General features: G+C 69.9%; 19 protein-coding genes and 2 pseudogenes. 5 read left to right on the top strand and 16 right to left on the bottom strand.

The annotated features are described in order from the left end of the window. The first annotated feature begins 42 nt into the window (after positions 1-42). On the top strand, positions 43-216 hold the full coding sequence (locus ACWG52_RS06365; protein WP_453128096.1) for a hypothetical protein: 174 nt from the start codon (positions 43-45) through the stop codon (positions 214-216). 156 nt (positions 217-372) lie between these two features. Here ACWG52_RS06365 and ACWG52_RS06360 read toward each other — a convergent pair whose 3' ends face one another. From ACWG52_RS06360 to ACWG52_RS06335, 6 genes are all read right to left on the bottom strand, one after another. Then, positions 373-1,164 carry an ABC transporter permease gene (locus ACWG52_RS06360; RefSeq protein ID WP_266845872.1) on the bottom strand — a complete coding sequence of 264 codons (792 nt, stop codon included), beginning with the start codon at positions 1,162-1,164 and terminating at the stop codon, positions 373-375. Continuing rightward, positions 1,161-2,147 carry an ATP-binding cassette domain-containing protein gene (locus tag ACWG52_RS06355; RefSeq protein ID WP_376681461.1) on the bottom strand — a complete coding sequence of 329 codons (987 nt, stop codon included), beginning with the start codon at positions 2,145-2,147 and terminating at the stop codon, positions 1,161-1,163. Before ACWG52_RS06355 ends, ACWG52_RS06360 begins: the two co-directional genes overlap by 4 nt. 329 nt (positions 2,148-2,476) lie before the next feature. After that, positions 2,477-2,803, bottom strand: coding sequence for a DUF1048 domain-containing protein (locus ACWG52_RS06350; RefSeq protein WP_376681460.1), 327 nt, complete (start codon positions 2,801-2,803; stop codon positions 2,477-2,479). 1 nt (position 2,804) lies between these two features. Beyond that, positions 2,805-3,161 carry a DUF1048 domain-containing protein gene (locus ACWG52_RS06345; protein ID WP_266845869.1) on the bottom strand — a complete coding sequence of 119 codons (357 nt, stop codon included), beginning with the start codon at positions 3,159-3,161 and terminating at the stop codon, positions 2,805-2,807. Next, positions 3,158-3,484 carry a PadR family transcriptional regulator gene (locus ACWG52_RS06340; protein WP_266674586.1) on the bottom strand — a complete coding sequence of 109 codons (327 nt, stop codon included), beginning with the start codon at positions 3,482-3,484 and terminating at the stop codon, positions 3,158-3,160. The genes ACWG52_RS06345 and ACWG52_RS06340 overlap by 4 nt, the downstream gene beginning before the upstream one ends. A 766-nt stretch (positions 3,485-4,250) precedes the next feature. Further along, entirely contained in the window at positions 4,251-4,982 is a 732-nt protein-coding gene (locus ACWG52_RS06335; protein WP_453128092.1) for a MerR family transcriptional regulator, read from the bottom strand. A gap of 54 nt (positions 4,983-5,036) precedes the next feature. Here ACWG52_RS06335 and ACWG52_RS06330 point away from each other — a divergent pair, with 54 nt between their 5' ends. Further along, the gene (locus tag ACWG52_RS06330; RefSeq protein WP_266845868.1) at positions 5,037-5,321 is read left to right on the top strand and encodes a hypothetical protein; all 285 of its coding nucleotides are present in this window, start codon (positions 5,037-5,039) and stop codon (positions 5,319-5,321) included. A gap of 136 nt (positions 5,322-5,457) precedes the next feature. Here the strand turns inward: ACWG52_RS06330 and lysA are convergent, their stop codons facing one another. Beyond that, positions 5,458-6,792, bottom strand: coding sequence for a diaminopimelate decarboxylase (gene lysA / locus ACWG52_RS06325; protein ID WP_376681456.1), 1,335 nt, complete (start codon positions 6,790-6,792; stop codon positions 5,458-5,460). Between the two features lie 11 nt (positions 6,793-6,803). Further along, positions 6,804-7,166, bottom strand: a complete 363-nt coding sequence (locus tag ACWG52_RS06320) for an SAV_915 family protein (protein ID WP_329097292.1) — start codon at positions 7,164-7,166, stop codon at positions 6,804-6,806. Positions 7,167-7,458: 292 nt separating this feature from the next. Between ACWG52_RS06320 and ACWG52_RS06315 the strand changes: the two genes are divergently transcribed. Next, on the top strand, positions 7,459-7,971 hold the full coding sequence (locus tag ACWG52_RS06315) for a universal stress protein (RefSeq protein ID WP_453128088.1): 513 nt from the start codon (positions 7,459-7,461) through the stop codon (positions 7,969-7,971). A gap of 99 nt (positions 7,972-8,070) precedes the next feature. On the opposite strand, the gene ACWG52_RS06310 is transcribed toward ACWG52_RS06315, so the two are convergent. Together ACWG52_RS06310 and ACWG52_RS06305 are read right to left on the bottom strand one after the other, a co-directional pair. Then, positions 8,071-8,256, bottom strand: a complete 186-nt coding sequence (locus ACWG52_RS06310) for a hypothetical protein (RefSeq protein ID WP_443072688.1) — start codon at positions 8,254-8,256, stop codon at positions 8,071-8,073. 335 nt (positions 8,257-8,591) lie between these two features. Continuing rightward, positions 8,592-9,359, bottom strand: coding sequence for a hypothetical protein (locus tag ACWG52_RS06305; protein WP_453128086.1), 768 nt, complete (start codon positions 9,357-9,359; stop codon positions 8,592-8,594). A gap of 39 nt (positions 9,360-9,398) precedes the next feature. On the opposite strand from ACWG52_RS06305, the gene ACWG52_RS06300 reads away from it, so the two are divergent. Beyond that, positions 9,399-9,902, top strand: coding sequence for a TspO/MBR family protein (locus ACWG52_RS06300; protein ID WP_376681452.1), 504 nt, complete (start codon positions 9,399-9,401; stop codon positions 9,900-9,902). Between the two features lie 639 nt (positions 9,903-10,541). Here the strand turns inward: ACWG52_RS06300 and ACWG52_RS06295 are convergent. Further along, positions 10,542-11,633 (bottom strand): tyrosine-type recombinase/integrase, encoded by a 1,092-nt coding sequence (locus ACWG52_RS06295; RefSeq protein ID WP_376681451.1) that lies wholly within the window; start codon positions 11,631-11,633, stop codon positions 10,542-10,544. 24 nt (positions 11,634-11,657) lie between these two features. On the opposite strand from ACWG52_RS06295, the gene ACWG52_RS06290 reads away from it, so the two are divergent. Beyond that, positions 11,658-11,936 (top strand): DUF1540 domain-containing protein, encoded by a 279-nt coding sequence (locus tag ACWG52_RS06290; RefSeq protein WP_376681450.1) that lies wholly within the window; start codon positions 11,658-11,660, stop codon positions 11,934-11,936. A 208-nt stretch (positions 11,937-12,144) separates the two neighbouring features. Here ACWG52_RS06290 and ACWG52_RS06285 read toward each other — a convergent pair whose 3' ends face one another. The 5 genes and pseudogenes from ACWG52_RS06285 to ACWG52_RS06265 all read right to left on the bottom strand — a co-directional run bounded on the left by ACWG52_RS06285 (position 12,145) and on the right by ACWG52_RS06265 (position 15,906). Beyond that, positions 12,145-12,426, bottom strand: coding sequence for an RtcB family protein (locus tag ACWG52_RS06285; RefSeq protein WP_376681449.1), 282 nt, complete (start codon positions 12,424-12,426; stop codon positions 12,145-12,147). 94 nt (positions 12,427-12,520) lie between these two features. Next, positions 12,521-13,342, bottom strand: a pseudogene (locus tag ACWG52_RS06280) (nicotinate phosphoribosyltransferase); the annotation flags it as partial. Further along, positions 13,321-13,956, bottom strand: a pseudogene (locus ACWG52_RS06275) (baeRF2 domain-containing protein); the annotation flags it as partial. The pseudogenes ACWG52_RS06275 and ACWG52_RS06280, both read right to left, overlap by 22 nt. A gap of 242 nt (positions 13,957-14,198) precedes the next feature. Beyond that, complete coding sequence (locus ACWG52_RS06270; RefSeq protein ID WP_376681448.1) at positions 14,199-15,083, bottom strand: universal stress protein; 885 nt, start codon at positions 15,081-15,083, stop codon at positions 14,199-14,201. A gap of 16 nt (positions 15,084-15,099) precedes the next feature. Next, on the bottom strand, positions 15,100-15,906 hold the full coding sequence (locus ACWG52_RS06265; RefSeq protein ID WP_376681447.1) for a CBS domain-containing protein: 807 nt from the start codon (positions 15,904-15,906) through the stop codon (positions 15,100-15,102). Positions 15,907-15,908 lie beyond the last annotated feature (2 nt).

Raw genomic sequence — 15,908 nt, 5'->3', positions numbered from 1 at the left:
CGGCCCCTCGCCAAGGCGAGGGGCCGGCGCGATTCTCATGACGTGACCATCGACTGGCTCCCCGATCGCGGCATCCGCCGGGCGATCCTCGCCCTCGGCGCGGCCGGCCTGACCGTCATCGCCACCGGCGCCCTCCTCGAGGCCCTCTGGCTGCTCGGCCTCGGCGTCTGGGCGGTGATCGCCGCGATGGTGATCGAGCTCGTCTACCGCCCCTAACTGCCGATTGCCCCGGTTGCGCTAGTCCTCCGGCGTCCGCGCCGTACGAGGACCCGGGCCGTGCCGTCCTGGAGCGCGACGACCGTGGGGCGGCCCACGCTGCTGTAGCCAGAGGCCATGCAACTGGATGGACGCCGGCCGGCGCGGTCGTCCCGGTTACTTCGGGTCGCGGTTGAACTGTGCCGTCGACCAGCGGAAGCCGAGCGCGGTCAGGCCGACGCACCAGGCGATCGCGATCCAGCCGTTATCGCCGATCTCGGTGCCGAGGAGGAGGCCGCGCAGGGTCTCGATGGCGGGGGTGAAGGGCTGGTACTCGGCGATCGGCTGGAACCAGCCGGGCATGGTGTCGGCCGGGATGAACGCACTGGAGATCAGGGGGAGGAGGATCAGTGGCATGGCCATGTTGCTGGCCGCCTCGGGGTTCGGGCTGGCCAGACCCATGCCGACCGCGATCCAGGTCAGCGCCAGGGCGAAGAGCACGATGAGCCCGAATGCTGCCAGCCACTCCAGGACGGTTGCGTCTGTGGAGCGGAAGCCGATGGCCGCGCCGACGGCGCCGACGAGGACCACGCTCATGACGGATTGCAGCACGCTGCCGACGACGTGCCCGATGAGTACCGAAGGGCGGTAGACCGCCATCGTGCGGAAGCGGGCGATGAGGCCCTCTGTCATATCCATGGAGACGTACACCGCGGCCCCGATCACGGTGCTGCCGATGGTCATCAGCAGCAAGCCCGGGACGATGTAGGCGATGTAGTCGGAGCGGTCGGCGCCGCCCCCACCGATGCCCGCGCTCATCACGTCGCCGAAGATGTAGACGAAGAGCAGCAGCATCATGATCGGCGTGAGCAGCAGGTTCAGGGTCCCCGACGGATAGCGCCACGCGTGCAGCAGGTTGCGGCGCAGCATCGTGTTGGAGTCGCGTACAGCGAGAGAGAGTGCGCTCATCGGGCTGTCTCCTTGGGCTGGTTGGGGACGTTGGCCGGGATGGTCAGGGCGAAGAACACGTCGTCGAGGTCCGGAGTATGAACGGTCAGTTCGTCCGCCTCGATGCCGGCGGAGTCGAGCCGGTCGAGAATGGAGCGCAGTTCGCGCTGACTGCCGTCGCTGGGGATGGACAGCGACAGTGCCTCGTCGTCCCGGGTGACCTCGCGCAGGGCGTCAGCGGCGGACTGGTACGCGACCGGGTCGGTGAAGCGGAGCCGGACGTGCCCGCCCGGGACGAGCCGCTTGAGCTCCTCGGCGGTGCCCTCGGCGACGATCTTTCCGTCGTTCAACACAGCAATGCGGTCGGCCAGTTCGTCGGCCTCCTCCAGATACTGGGTGGTGAGGAAGACGGTCACGCCGTCGGAGACGAGGCCGCGGATGATGCCCCACATGTTGTGGCGGGAGCGGGGGTCGAGCCCTGTCGTCGGCTCATCGAGGAAGATGATCCGCGGGTTGCCGACCAGCGTCATCGCGAGGTCGAGGCGGCGCTTCATGCCGCCGGAGTAGGTCGAGGCAGGCTTCTTCGCGGCCTCGACCAGGTCGAAGCGCTCAAGGAGTTCGCGGCCGACCCGCCGCCCCTCGCTCTTGGGTAGATGGTGCAGGTCCGCCATGAGGAGCATGTTCTCCTCGCCGGTGATCAGTCCGTCGACGGCGGAGAACTGCCCGGTGACACCGATCGCGGCACGGACCGCCTGTGGGTCGGCGGCCAGGTCGTGACCGCCGACGTGCAGGTCACCGGTGTCGGCGGTGATGAGCGTGGACAGGATCTTCACGGCGGTGGTCTTGCCGGCGCCGTTCGGGCCGAGCAGCGCGAACACGGACCCGGCCGGGATGTGCAGATCGATGCCGTCGAGGACGAGCTTCTCGCCGTAGGACTTGCGTAGTCCGACGGCGGAGACAGCGGTCGGCGACGGGCGACTGTCCACCCGACTGGATGTGGGCATGACAAATGAAGGCATGGCGACTTCCCTTTCGAAGGCAGGAGACGCAGGGGGATGCTGTTTCGGAATTCGGCTCAAGCGAACGTCTGTGACGGCACGTCAGTCATGCGCATCGTCATGGGGAGGGTGTCGATCGCCCTGCCGCGGAGACTTGACCGTCGACGGTGTTGCCTGCGTCGGCAGGGCTGAGTCGGGCCTCGCCGGGGCTGCTCGGCCCACCTCGGCGGGCAGGATCTGCGGCGGCCTCTGGTAGTCGGTCGAACCGCATTTGTTCGCGCCGCGCCGAAGCGATGAGCCGTGCGTGCTATGCCCGCTGAGGTGAGCGGTGGAGGCTACTTCCCGGCCGTGCCGGGTTCCCTGTTGAGGGATTCCTGGTAGGCGTCCGCATAGGTCGGAGAGTCCTTGATCAGGTCGTCACAGAACGCCGCGACGTCGCTGCCGATGAGTTGCAAGACGCCCTTGCCCGCTGCGACGCCCTCCTCGAAGAAGTCGACGATCCCGGGGAGCAGGGGCCCATCAGGCAGGTCGATCGGTCCGACCTTGAACAGGTACTTCTGCATCTCCTTGTAGACGATCTGGTAGTCCGGCGGAAGGGCCTTGACCCGAGCCTTGTGCGCCCGCCACTGCTTCTTGCCCTCGATGATGTCCTGGATGCCCATGTCAGCCTCCCAGCCTGCTCAATTTCCTGGCGACGTTCCTGTTCAACTGCTCGCGCCAGCGGTCGCGATAGGTTCGGGCCCCTTCGCCGCCGGCCAGTGCCGTGCAGAAGCCCCGGATGTCGTCGCCGAGCACCTCCTGGACGCTCTGCCCGTCCGCCGCCGTTTCTTCGAGCAGTCCCAGGGCGGCGTCGAGGATCGGCATCAGGTTGCGGCCGGTGAAGTCCCCGTGGGGGAGCAGGCCGACCTTGATCTGTTCCCACGCCGCCCGGTAGTCACCCGGCAGGGCGGCGGCCCGGGCTTCGAACGCCTTCCATTCCCTGGTGAGATCGCTGCCTGTGATGGTCTCCCAGAAGTTCATCGCCCGCCCTCCTTGAGCTTGTCGATGCGTGATGAGACGTACTGCCATTTCGCCCAGAACTTCGCGAGCTCCTCGCGGCCCGCGTCGTTGAGCGCGAAGAACTTGCGCGGGGGACCGACCCCGGATGGTCGCTTCGTCACCTGGACGAGTCCGTTCCTCTCCAGTCGCAGCAAGATGGTGTACACCGTCCCCTCGATGACGTCGGTGAAGCCCAGCTCGTTCAGCTGACGGGTGATGGCGTACCCGTAGGTCTCCTCGCGGTCGATGATCTCGAGCACGCACCCTTCGAGCGTGCCCTTCAGCATCTCCGTCAGGTCGTCCATCTCAAGTCTTCCTCCTCGGCGTCACCGGTACTGCGTAGTACCGAGTACAGCTATACGGTATCACCGAGTAGTGGAGGGTGCCAGCAATCGGCGAACAGGGACCGGCCCCTGCGATCCGCGCCGCTGCCGGCCTCGAGCGTCTGCCCTCGAGCTGATCGCGATCGAGTGGTGCAAAGCGTCGTCGTCGACCACGTACACGTCCCGGCGCCGCTGCGGATCGCGTCCGCACGGGACGAACCCCCGGCGCTTCGCCTACACGTGGGGGTGCCGCGACCCCGAGCACTACGCCGTTCCCCACGTGCTCGACCTCCGGAGGGAGTCCGGCGGGGCGGGCACCTGGCCCTCCGGCCACGGCGAGACCGTGTGCTTGGGTGCGCAGCTGGCCCGTGTCGAGATGCGGGTCGCGTTCTCCGCGCTTCTCGAGTGCGTTCCCACGCTGCGCATGGCCGTACCGGCCGCGGAGGTTGTCCTGCGTCCCGAGACGCGGGACATCTGCGGGGTGAGGTATCTCCCGGCCGCTTGGGACGCGTGACCGCGAGCCAGTGACAGGTGACGCCGTCTACGGTCGTCCGCCACCGCTGGGGTGCCCGCCTGCGTCGATCGTGTCTGCGGCGCCGTACTGGGACGGTGAACAGACCCCTCGCCGTGCCATGCGGGTCGACCTGGAAAGATGGCGCCCTCGCCCACCCCACTCCACGCCGCAGCCAAGGGAATTGTGACGGTCCGAGAAGAGGCGCGCCTCGCAGATCGCTCCCGGGTGCTCATGTCATGCGTTCAGTTGGGCGCGAATGAGCGAGTCGAGCCGTTCCCACGCCGGGGACGAAGCGTTGACCCTGCCCTGGATGAGGGCGGGGATCTCGGAGTCCGTATCCAGCCCGGGCCGTTCGTCGGACCCGTAGCGCTCCCGATTCGCCTCGGCGATACGGCGGGCGAGGTCGTCGAGGCGCGGGTCGTCGGCGTCGAGGTCGTGCGCGTGGTCGTAGCCGAGGAAGAGCTGCCGTAGCGCCGGGTCGGCCAAGATCTGGGCCTGGTCGTGAAACAGGGTGATCGCACGGTCCGGGTGGGTGGCGAACACGAGGATCCACAAGTCGCGTTGCAGGTCCACCCATCGAGGCGTGAATCCCCAACGGGCCAGGTCCTCCAGATGGGCGACGACTTCGCCGGGGAGCGGTACCAGCCGCCCGGCGGCGAGCCGGTGCAGCCGCCCCTGTGTTTCCTGCAGGCTGCGGATGCGGGCGCCGAGTTCGTCGTCGATCTCTCCCAGCGCCTGCCGGAATTCCTCGTCGCTTGCCGCTCTCAGATCCCGGATACGAGCCAGAGGGACGCCGGCTTCTGCCAGTGTCCGGATCTTGATCAGTTCGACGGCGTCGTTCGCACCGTACCGCCGGTAGCCGGACGCGTCGCGGTCGGGTTCGGGGAGCAACCCCTTGTCGTGGTAGACGCGGACGGTCTTGATCGACACTCCGATGTAGCCGGCCAGCTGTCCGATGGTGATCACGCGCTCATCGTCCCACTTGACCTTGCCCCAGGGGCAAGGTTGCAGCATGGCGTCATGGAGAACACGAATCCCGATCGGGAGACCCTCCGCGAGCTGGCCGACGAGGGCAACGAGACCGCGCTGGACCGGCTGGCCGACCTCGCGGACGCGGCCGGAGACCTCGCGGAGCTGAGCGACCTGTTGGACGAAGGATCCCGACACGCCGGGTTCCTACTCACCCGACGCGCGGTGGCAGCCGGTGACCTGCGTGAGCTGCAACGGATCTCCGATGCCGGATACGAAGATGCCGGAACGGAGCTGGACCGGCTGCTGCAGGCACCGGGCGGTCATCAGGGCTGACGATCCGCCCGGCCGCCGCACCTACGCGATCTCAGCTCGGATGGCTACGCGTCGCGATCGTCCATGACCACTTCTTCCCGCATCTCACCATGAAGACATGAAGAAGCGCAGGCGGCGAACGTGCCTTGGCGTGGCCCTAGACGCCGATGTCCCGGCTCCGGTAGTCCTGCAGGGTTTCCCGCCGGACAAGGAGCCGGGCAGTGCCCTCGTGGACGGCGACGACGGCGGGGCGGCCGACCAGGTTGTAGCCGGATGCCATGGACAGCTGGTAGGCACCGGCAACCGGAACGGCGAGCAGGTCGCCGGGGCGGATGTCGCCGGGCAGGTGCACGTCGGCGGCGAGGACGTCGCCGGCCTCGCAGTGGCGGCCGACGACTGTGGTCGTACGGGGTCCGGCCGCCGAGTGGCGGCCGATCAGGCGGGGCGCGTAGCGCACCCCGTACAGGGCGGGCCGGGGGTTGTCGCTCATGCCGCCGTCGACGGCGACGAACACCTTCTCCCCGGTGTGCTTGACGGCGAGCACCCGGTACAGCGCGACTCCGGCCGGCCCGACGACGGCCCGCCCGGGCTCGATGAGAAGCCGGGGGACGGTCAGCCGGGCAGCGGCGCAGCCCTCAGTGAGCTCCGCCCGCAGCCGTCGGGCCAGCGCGGTCAGGTCCAAGGCGGGTTCACCGGGCCGGTAGGCAATGCCGTGACCGCCGCCCATGTCCAGCTCGGGCAGGACCACGCCGTGCGCGTCACGGACACGCGCCATCAGCCCCACCATCCGGCGCAGCGCGACCAGATAGGGCTTCACGTCGGAGATCTGGGAGCCGATGTGGCAGTGCAGGCCGGTCAGTTCGAGCTGCGGCTGGCCGAGGATCCGCGTGACGGCGTGCTGCGCACCCCCGTCGGTGAGGGACAGACCGAACTTCTGGTCGTCCGTACCGGTGCGGATCTTGTCGTGCCCGCCGGCCGAGACGCCTGGCACCACCCGCACCATGACCTTCTGGCGCCCGTCGGGGCCGACGGCGGCCGCGATCCTCGCGATCTCGGACGGACTGTCGATGACGATCCGCCCCACGCCGAGGCGGAGCGCCGCCGCCAGGTCGCGGGGCGACTTGGCGTTGCCGTGCAGCACGATGCGCTCGGGTGGGAAGCCGGCGGTGACGGCGAGCTCCAGCTCCCCGGCGGAACAGACGTCGAGGCCCAGTCCCTCCTCCCGCACCCAGCGCACCATGGCGCGGGACAGGAACGCCTTGGCGGCGTACAGCACGTCGGCGTCCGGGAACGCGTCCCGGTAGGTCCGGCAGCGCCCGCGCACCTCTCCCTCGTCCAGCACGTAGGCCGGTGTGTCGAACCGGTCGGCGATCTCGGTGAGGGGTACCCCGCCGACGGCCAGGCCGCCGTGCGGGAGTGGCGTCATGGACGCGGGCCATATGGAGAGTTCACGCGCGTCGGTCGGTATGGCGGAGAGGGCGGTGATAGTCATGTGTGATCCCTTCAGGCCGTCCGGGCCGTGGTTCCGGGTGCCTGCGTGACCGGTGCCGCGAGCAGGGCGGTGCTCGCGGCCGCGGTGACCGGGGGAGCGGTGAGGGTCGGGTCGACGGTCAGCAGGTTCACCCCGAGCGGTTCGGACATTGCCCGGAGAGCGGCTTCGGAGAGCCGGATCCAGGGCTGGGCCGTGCCGAGCGCGGCGGCGAGCCGGTCCGGGCTGGTGAAGCCGACGGCGGTACGGGTTCCCAACGGGGTGCGGAACAGCCGCACCACCTGGTGTGCTCCTCCCGGCCGGGCGGGCACGTACAAAGGCCCGGCCGGGGCCTGTTCTTCAGGCTCGGGGTCGTCGTCGTACAGGAACAAACACATGGGGCCCTCCCTGAGGAACCACGAGTGGCGATTGGCGCCCCGGCTGCGGGGAGGCGGGCCGGGGCGCGTCATCGAAGCTATCCCCGCACCCCTGCACCTGTGGCCACCTCGTAACGGGACCCATACGGCGACCGGCCATGTTCTTACGGATCACTGACGGCCGGAGCCACGGGCATCAGAATCCCGTCATGGTTACGGATCTCCGCGTTAGAAGGCCATCAGCAACATCACGTCATCCTCCATTCCGGCTCTTCTATGGGATCTGGTGGACGAAGCAGAGAGGGAAGAGGCCGTGCGAAGAGTCGTGGTCGGTGTGACGGGAACGCCGGGGAGTCTGTCCGCGCTGCACCGGGCGGCCGCAGAGGCCCGCGTGCGCGACGCGGAGCTGCGGGTCGTCCTGGCCTGGCAGTCACCGGGCGGTGAGCTCGGAAGCCGCAACGGCCTCGGGCCCTCCGCCCTGGCGGAATGCCGCGCCGCGGTTGTCGAAAGACTCCGCGAGGTCCTCGATACGGCGTTCGGTGCCGTAAAGCCCGGTGTCACTGTCGCCGGCCTCACGGTACGGGGGACCCCGGGCGCGGCCCTCGTGGACGCTGCCCGCGACGTGGACGACCTCCTCGTCGTCGGCACGGGATCACGCGCCGCGTTGCGCCGCCTCGTCCGCCCTTCGGTGGCTCGCTACTGCCTCGCGCACGCCGCCTGCCCTGTTCTCGTTGTGCCTCCGTCTCCACTCCAGAGCGAGCTCGATGCCGCACGCCGACGCAACTTCTGGAGAATGCCGCTGGACCTGCGGGAGCTGACTCCGTGAGCCGGGTGACGCCATCACCGTGAGGAGGCGAGCCCGTGTCGACGGGGGAACGGGGTCTTTCGGCATGCGATCGACGTGCTCAGCTGACCGCGTGCACTGTCAGCAGCAGTCGCAGCCGGGCGGGCACGTGCAGTTGGCCTCGGTCTCGCCAGGTTTGATCGCGTCGCCGACAGGCATGGGGCCGCAGCAGGACTCGCCGCGCCAGGCGTCACGGCCTTCCTTGACGGCTACGGAGGCGATCACCAGGGCGGCGATCGGGTCGGCCCAGGCACACCCGAGGAGCATGGCCAGCAGCCCGTGACAAACGCCGCGCGCTGCAACCCGGCTCTGCGCCTTGCCGGCGGATGCTGGGCAGCGGTGGCTGCCTCGGAGGTGTCTGCCGCGAGTGCTCCTCCGAGGGGCCCTGGGGACCAGTTGGGGACCATACGGTGTGCGCGATGGCGCACGATAGCCCTCCCCACGCACAACTTGCGCCCTGGGGGTCAAGGGGTCGCAGGTTCAAATCCTGTCGTCCCGACTGTGCTTTACGCACGTCGGAGGCCGTTCTCTCATTGTCGGACGACAGTCGAATGTCAGTGGCCGACGACAGGAAGTGTCAGTGGTCGGCGACATGACGGGTGTCAGTAGGGATTGACGTCGTCGGTGTCGATGGCGCGGAGGCTGTACTGGACGTCGTCGGCCAGGACGGTGTCGCCGTCGGTGGTGACGGTGAGGAGTCCGGCGTCGATCAGTCCGGCGACGGCCTGGGCCCAGGGGCCGTCCTCGTCGGCGGACACGGAACCGTCGTGCCAGGCCTGGTAGAGGACGGCGGCGTCCCGGTCGCTGAGGACGTCGCGCTGGAGGGGCCGGCGATGTGTGCCGTTGGGGTTGCGCCAGGTCGCGGTGTGGTTGCCGAGGTGGATCGCGTTCATCTGTTCGTCGGTGAGGACGTCCATGCGTGGGGCGAGGGTGAAGTGGGCGGGGGCGGCCCGACGCAGCGCGTACGGGCCGCTGAGGCCGGGGGCTGCCCAAGCGTGTTCAAGGGCGTCGATCGTGCGGTCCGTGTCCCAGTGCAGGCATTCGGCGAGGTAGTCGGCGGTCAGCGGGCGGCCGGCGTGCGCGAGGGCGCTCAGGACGGTGACGGCATCGGCTTCGGCTGACGGGTCGGGGGGCTGCTGGACCTGGTGGTGGCGCGGGAGGCGGTAGACCTCTTCGGCGAAGGGGGTTAGGTCGGCGGGGTGGAGGTCGAGGTGCCGGGCGAGTTCGAGGACGACGTGAAGGGGCTGGTTGGGCAGTGCGTCGAGCCGGATGTCGTTGCCCGCAGATGCGGTGCGTCCGGCCGGAGTGTGGAATGGGAAGAGAGGTCGTGGGGCGGGGACGGCGCCGCCGGGCCGCTCCGATCTCCCCACCCGTGCCAGAGGCGATCGAGACCAAGCCGGGAGTCAGCCGTGGCACCACCTGCGACACCGACACGACACCGTGCGAGCAGGGGTTGGGGATCCCTCGCCGCGTTCCTCGCCGTGACCTACGGGGTCGCGGCCGTGGGGGTGCTCGTCTCCCTCGACGCGGGCGCGGTCTACCGGTCCCTACGGCGTCCCGCCTGGGCTCCACCAGCCTGGCTCTTCGGCCCCGTCTGGACCGTCCTCTACGCCACCATCGCCATCGCGGCATGGCTGGTGTGGCGCCATCCGGATCGCCCGCGGGTGCGGCGGGCCCTCACCTGGTGGTCCGTACAGCTCGCCCTCAACCTGGCCTGGACCCCCCTGTTCTTCGGCGCCCGCGAGTACGGACTCGCCCTGCTGGACATCGCCCTGCTGCTGGCGGCGCTCGGCGTCACCCTGGTCCGCTTCTACCGCCTGAACCGTACGGCCGCGTTCCTGCTCGTCCCCTACCTGCTGTGGGTGGCGTTCGCGACCGCCCTCAACGCTGCCGTCTGGCAACTCAACGGGTAGCGCGGGCACCGCGGACGGAGCGGTTCGCCCAGCGGTCCGTGCTGTCCCGCCCTCGCCCGGGCGAGCCGGACCCATCCGCAATGCTGGTGACTTAGGTCGTGGCCTGCCGGGTGACGGTGACGGTGGCTGGTGTGGGTGGTGGCCAGTTGCGGTGTTCGGCTCTCTTGAGAGGCCAGTTGATCGCGACTCATCACCGTGGACGGCACCACCTACCGGTGGAGGCTCCGCGGACGGCCGACCTACGACCAGGGCCTGGTCCATTCACCCCTTACCTACGCAGCCGAACACGCCGAGACGCCGGACACGACACTGGTGATCACCACCAACCAGCCGCACTCGAGCAACTGGTTCGGAACACAAGGCAGCCCAGTCCTGCCTGCTCAGGTCGCTGAGAGCATCCGCACCGCTCTCGCCGCTGGCTGGGCGCCCGAGAACCCCGGCTACCGTTCCACCTCGACCAATCAGCTTGCTTCGTCTCGTCCCACTGACCACCCGGCGCCGCTGACAGCACCACGCGAGCTCGGCCCGCCCGTGGAGGCGCAACCATCCCACCCCAGCTCGGCACTCCTGACGAGCAGGAGCAATTCACTGACACATTTGCGTGTCGTCATGCACTGACATTTTCGTGTCGCCCGACACTCATCCGTGAGAGGACGGCCTTTTCCGTGCCCGGCGTCCTGGTGGTCGCAGTGTGGTCGCATGCCCGGTCCGGGGCTGGTTCGCCGTGGTGCTGTATGCGGGCGGTGAGGGGGAGCGGAGCCGTTGGACGGCTTCGCGGAGGCGCTGGATGTGGTCGCGTGGTGGTCGCAGCCATGCCGGGCGGTCTGTACGCGTGCTGGTCTTCTCGGCTCTGGTCAGCGTGTGGTCGATGGTGTCGACGGCTTCGCGGGCTGCCTGTTGGGTGAGGTGGCTGTAGATGTTCGCGGTCGTCGACAGCGTGGAGTGCCGCAGCGTCTTGGAGACGACGGTGAGCGGCACGCCAGCGGTGATGGTGATCGTGGCGGCCAGATGGCGCAGGTCGTGCACCGAGATCCTGGGGACGCCCGCTTCCTCGGAGAGCCGGTGGAGTCGGTCCAGGACCTGGTGTGGGCCGAGAGGATGGCCGTCGGGCTGGCAGAAGACGAGCCCGGTGAACAGGTTGTTGGGATCTCCGCGGGTTTGGGGAGCTGATCCTGCTCGGTGCCAGAGGGCGGTGGCGACCCTGGGAGAGATGGCCACCCAGCCGCGGCTCGAGCGGGTCTTGGGCGTGGTGATGACGAGGTGGTTGTTGTCGATCGCGGAGAGCGTGCAACGCACATGGAAGACACGCTCAGCCAGGTGGACGTCGTCCCAGTGCAGACCGAGGGCCTCTCCTTTGCGCATGCCGGTGCCGATGAGGAACTCGAACAGGTCGGCCATCTCCGGGTCTGCCCGATGGCAGTGCTGGAGGAAGCGGACGGCCTCGTCCGCGGTCCAGCTCCGCCGCTCGGGCGACGGTGGACGGCGAAGCGCCGGGGGACTGGCGGGGTTGTGGGCGAGGCAGTGCTGGCGGACCGCGTCACCCAGAGCGCTGGAGAGGGTGGCCAGGCAGCGGTAGAGGGTGGTCTTGCCGCGGCCTGCGGCGAGCTCGCCGGTCACGAACGCGGCGATGTGACGGTGCCCGAGCTCGTCCAGCTTGAGGGTGCCGAAGGCGGGCGCGAGGTCGTTGTGGACGTAGTCCCGGTAACGCGCCATGGTGGTCGGCTTGAGCACGAGCGCCTTGGCGGCGAGCTGGACATGCCTGTCATCAAGCAGTGCGGGGTCGAAGACTGCGCCTACAACCAGGACCGTGCCTGCCATGCCCTGGCCATCACGGTCGGAGACACCAAGCACGCGCACTGCGACACCTTCTTCAGCTCCGCGTCCAAGGGCGGAGACCCCGCGGCAACAGGCCGCGTCGGCGCCTGCAAGGTGTCCGGCTGCCGGCACAACGTCCAGTTCGAGTGCCACGCCCCCAACATCACCGTCGGCTACCAGCAGGACAGCGTGGACTGCCTGACGTACGCATCCGCCTGAGCCCCAGCCGAAGCACCGCCCAGCCCCCTCCCCGGCACTGCACGGGTGCCGTGCCACAACGTGCCAGTAGCGAGGCAGAGGCCAGAAGAGACAGTCAGCCCGGGGCCCTCAACGGCCGTTCCTGCAGTTCAGAGACCATGCGCCCGTGCGTGACGTCGCACGCAGTGCAGGGGCCGGGCGTCCCCCTCGGTCTCCACGGACGGACGGGTCAGCCTTTGAGTACGCCCAGAGGGAGGAGGCGTGCGACACGGCGTCCGAGGTTGTTGTGTTCGCTCGCGTCGACGACGACGACGTCCTTGTACGCCTCCGGCGCTTCCTCCGTCACACTGCGCCAGGTGGTGGGACGCACGGCGATCCCGGCTCCGGCGAGTTCCGTGCGCAGTCGTTCGACAGTCATCGCGCGTTGCGCGCGGTGGCGGCTCCGTACCCGTCCCGCGCCGTGGCAGCAGGAGTCGAAGGTCGACGATCTCGTCCTGGATCGCGCGCTCACGGCACACGAGGAGCTGAACCAGATCACTCCGGCTCGACACCCCGATCAGCATGCCATCGTGCGTGCTCGCGGACGCCGACCGCGATCGGCGTCATCAGCTCGGCGACGCTGTGGTGCCGCATGGCAGGTCACTTCCGATCGAGGCGGTGATGCGTCGCCTCACCTCGTCTGTCAGGGCGGCCAAGGGGGGCGATACGGCGGCCACCGGCGCCCGGGGCCTGTCGATCCGGCGTGCCGCCTCCGGCGCCTGTGCGAGATCCGTCTCGAACCTGGTGCGCGCCGATGCCAGGGAGGAGTGCGGACCGACCCGGCGCCCGTCCCGCATCACGGTCCGCAGCAGCGGCTCCGCCCCCTCCGGGACGTCCTCGTCGCGCAGGCCGACGACGTCCTGGAGGCCCGGCCGGCGGAAGACCTGCTTGGGGGCGGGTGCGGTCGCCTTGGCGGAGGAGAGCTTCATCACCGGGCGGCCGTCGTACGCGACGAGCTTGTACGCCGCGTCGAGGTACGGGGCGTCGGCGGCCACGCCCATCTTCGTACCGACCGCGTACACGTCGATCGGCGCCCCGGCCCGCACGAGAACGTCGACCGCGTACTCGTCCAGGCCGCCGCTCGCGATGATCCGCACGCCCGGCAGCCCGGCGGCGTCGAGCAGGGCGCGGGCGCGCCGGGCGAGGGCGTCGAGATCCCCGCTGTCGAGCCTGACCGCGCAGCCGGCCGGGTCGCCCAGTTCGTGGAAGACCTGTGCGGCGGCCTTGACCCCGTGCTCGGTGTCGTAGGTGTCGACGAGCAGGGTGACAGGGCCGGGGTGGGCCCGGACGAAGGCCCGGAACGCGTCGCGCTCGGTGGGGAAGGTCTCGATGTACGAGTGCGCCATCGTGCCGGAGGCGGGAAGGCCGTACTGCACGGCGGCGGCCACGCACGGACGTCTCCGGCGAGCAGGACCAGGTGCGCGGAGACGCGGGCGACGGCACGGCTCAGGGCTGTGGCGACCCGCGTCGCGTTGTGTTCCCAGGAGTCCTCTGCCCGGTTCTGGAATCGGCCCTGGGACATGCCCCCGGGAGCGTTGCGTACGATTTCGTCGTCGGCGCCCGTGATCGTCTGCCGTAGCGCCTCAGTGCCTCCGTTCGGGTAGGTCTCCAGGTCCGCCCCCGAGCGGTCGACGAGGGCCAGGACGTGTGCGGGATGGTTCTGCCGCCACTCCAGCACCGGCAGCAGACGCGGCAGGGCGGTCCTGATGGCCGTGTCGGCCAGGTCCGCTGCCGGCAACTCGGTGGCGAACAGGATCTCGCCCTCGGCCGCGAAGGCGGCCAGGACACCGGATCCCGGCAGGGCCTCGCGGACCCGGTCGCCGAGGGCTTCGATCGTGGCGGTGTCGACCCGCTGGCCGGACAGGCTACGGGCCAGGGCGTGCCAGCGCTGCTGGGCGTCGTCTTCCTGCTCGGGCCGTGTTTCCAGACGGAAGTACACCGAGCACACGGGACCCTCGTGGCGCAGCAGGGACTGCAGGGCGTCCTCCTTGATTGCGGTCATCGGGCTCATCGCTGCCTCCTCGGCGGCGTCACGCTGCCTGTCGTACGGGGCGCTCCCGGCGGGACGGCCGGGGCGCTGGATGCGATCTGGCTATCAGCACACACTCCTCGACCGGCGCCACGGTCGATGTGGCCGCCTGCTTCGCCGCGCAGCTGGAAGCGGCGCTGGAGCAGCTCCCGCAGGACATCCGCGCCCTCGTCATGGAGTCCCTCTCCTGACGAGGCACGGTTCGGCCGGCGGACTCACGCTCGGATGCTCCCCTCGACCTTCGGTACGACCGCGACGGGGCAGAGTGCGTGGTGCAGCAGGGCGTGGGCGACGTGGCCGAGTTGCAGGCCCAGGTAGCGCTCGTGGCGGTGTGCGCCGACGACCACGAGGTCGGCCGCCGCGGTCCGTTCGACGAGGACCTTGTGCGCGGGCCCCTCCACCAGAGCCCTGTGCAGCCGGACTGAGGGGTGTTCCCGCAGCGGCCCGGTGAGGGCCTCGTCGAGCAGGGTGTCGGCACGTGCTTGGTGGTAGAGGCAGGTGCCGTCGGCGAGGGAAGGGTGGTCGACAGTGTCGTGTGCGGGGCAGCGCCAGGCACGGACCGCATCGAGATCGCAGTCGCGTGTAGCGGCCTCGCGCAGGGCGAATCGTACGGCCTCGGGGCCTCCGGGGGCGTCGGCGACGCCGAGCAGGAGGCGGTCGTGTGTGCCGTGGATGCCGGGCTCGTCGCCGCGGACGATGATGACCGGGCACGCGGCGCGGGCGGCGACAGACAGGCTGACCGAGCCCAGCAGGAGGTTTGCGATCTCGCCACGGCCCCGTGAAGCGGTGACCAGGGCCCAGGAGGTGTGGCTCTCCTGAAGCAGCGCGTGCACCGGGTCCTCGGCGAGCACCTCGGTATCCACCCTGAGGTCCGGGTTCCGCCGCTCGGCGCGCCTGGCGGCGACTCCCACGACGTCATGGCCGACCACCTGTCCGGCCAGCCGGTCCTGGCCGGGCGCAGGGGTCTCGTACCGCTCCCACCGGGAGGCGTACACGACCCGCAGAGAGCGTCTGTGCAGCGCCGCCTCGTCCACGGCCCAGTCCAGTGCCTCGAAGCTGGAGTCGGAGCCGTCGAGGCCGACCGTCAGTGGAAGTTCCATCGGAGCCACCGCCCTCTCATCCGTCCCGTACGGCCAGTTCGTCGATTACGGCGGTCACCACGTCGAGCCCCTTCACCTCGGCGAGCAGCCGCGCCGCGTCGGCGCCCGCCACAGGGCCCCGGAGACGGACCACCCCCTCATGGACCACGACCTCCACCGTGTCGGCGGCCTCGGGGAACGCCTCCCGGATGCGGCCCTCCACGCCCGCACGGATGGCCGCGTCGTCCTGGAGCAGGGCGTCCAGCAGGGCGTGGCGGTGGACGGTACCCACGAGCCGCCCGTCCGGCTCGGTGACTGGAACGCGCTTGAGGCGGGAGAGGGCCACCAGCCATGCCGCCTCGGAGACCGTCGTGTCCCCATGGACGGTAATGGCAGGGCTGGTCATCAGGGCCTCGGCCGTCTCCTTGCCGGGCTCGGCAACCGGCCCGGTCTCCCGAAGTCGGCGCACGGCGCTGGGACGGTGCGCCTGCGCGGCGACCACGGCGAGGAGATCGGCCTCGGAGACCACGCCCAGTACCCGGTCGTCGGCGTCGACGACGGGCAGGGACCCGATGCCGTGCTCCGACAGGGCCCGGGCGATGTCGGGGAGGCCGGTGTCGACGGTGACCGACGGATGGGGCACGGCCATCAGGTCGCGTACGAGGAGGGCTGTGCGGGGCGCCCGGGCGGCAGGCCGGGCCGCCTTCGCGGCGGACACGGCCGCGATCGCGCCGAGGTACCGCATGAGGGCGTCCTGCCGCAGCGGTTCGTCGGGCCGCCAGGCGTGCCCCGGCATGGCTCGGCCGGCCTCGGCGCCCGCTGAGTACTTCTCATGCTCGTTCATGG

The sequence above is a fragment of the Streptomyces sp. CLCI03 genome (assembly GCF_053615355.1).
This window is presented reverse-complemented; position numbering and strand designations above follow the sequence as displayed.

Coding starts and splice junctions, on each gene's coding strand:
- ACWG52_RS06360 (WP_266845872.1), bottom strand. CDS start 1,164: ATGAGCGCACTCTCTCTCGCTGTACGCGACTCCAACACGATGCTGCGC.
- ACWG52_RS06355 (WP_376681461.1), bottom strand. CDS start 2,147: ATGCCCACATCCAGTCGGGTGGACAGTCGCCCGTCGCCGACCGCTGTC.
- ACWG52_RS06350 (WP_376681460.1), bottom strand. CDS start 2,803: ATGGGCATCCAGGACATCATCGAGGGCAAGAAGCAGTGGCGGGCGCAC.
- ACWG52_RS06345 (WP_266845869.1), bottom strand. CDS start 3,161: ATGAACTTCTGGGAGACCATCACAGGCAGCGATCTCACCAGGGAATGG.
- ACWG52_RS06340 (WP_266674586.1), bottom strand. CDS start 3,484: ATGGACGACCTGACGGAGATGCTGAAGGGCACGCTCGAAGGGTGCGTG.
- ACWG52_RS06330 (WP_266845868.1), top strand. CDS start 5,037: ATGGAGAACACGAATCCCGATCGGGAGACCCTCCGCGAGCTGGCCGAC.
- lysA (WP_376681456.1), bottom strand. CDS start 6,792: ATGACTATCACCGCCCTCTCCGCCATACCGACCGACGCGCGTGAACTC.
- ACWG52_RS06320 (WP_329097292.1), bottom strand. CDS start 7,166: ATGTGTTTGTTCCTGTACGACGACGACCCCGAGCCTGAAGAACAGGCC.
- ACWG52_RS06310 (WP_443072688.1), bottom strand. CDS start 8,256: ATGCTCCTCGGGTGTGCCTGGGCCGACCCGATCGCCGCCCTGGTGATC.
- ACWG52_RS06290 (WP_376681450.1), top strand. CDS start 11,658: ATGCCTGTCATCAAGCAGTGCGGGGTCGAAGACTGCGCCTACAACCAG.
- ACWG52_RS06270 (WP_376681448.1), bottom strand. CDS start 15,083: ATGGAACTTCCACTGACGGTCGGCCTCGACGGCTCCGACTCCAGCTTC.
- ACWG52_RS06265 (WP_376681447.1), bottom strand. CDS start 15,906: ATGAACGAGCATGAGAAGTACTCAGCGGGCGCCGAGGCCGGCCGAGCC.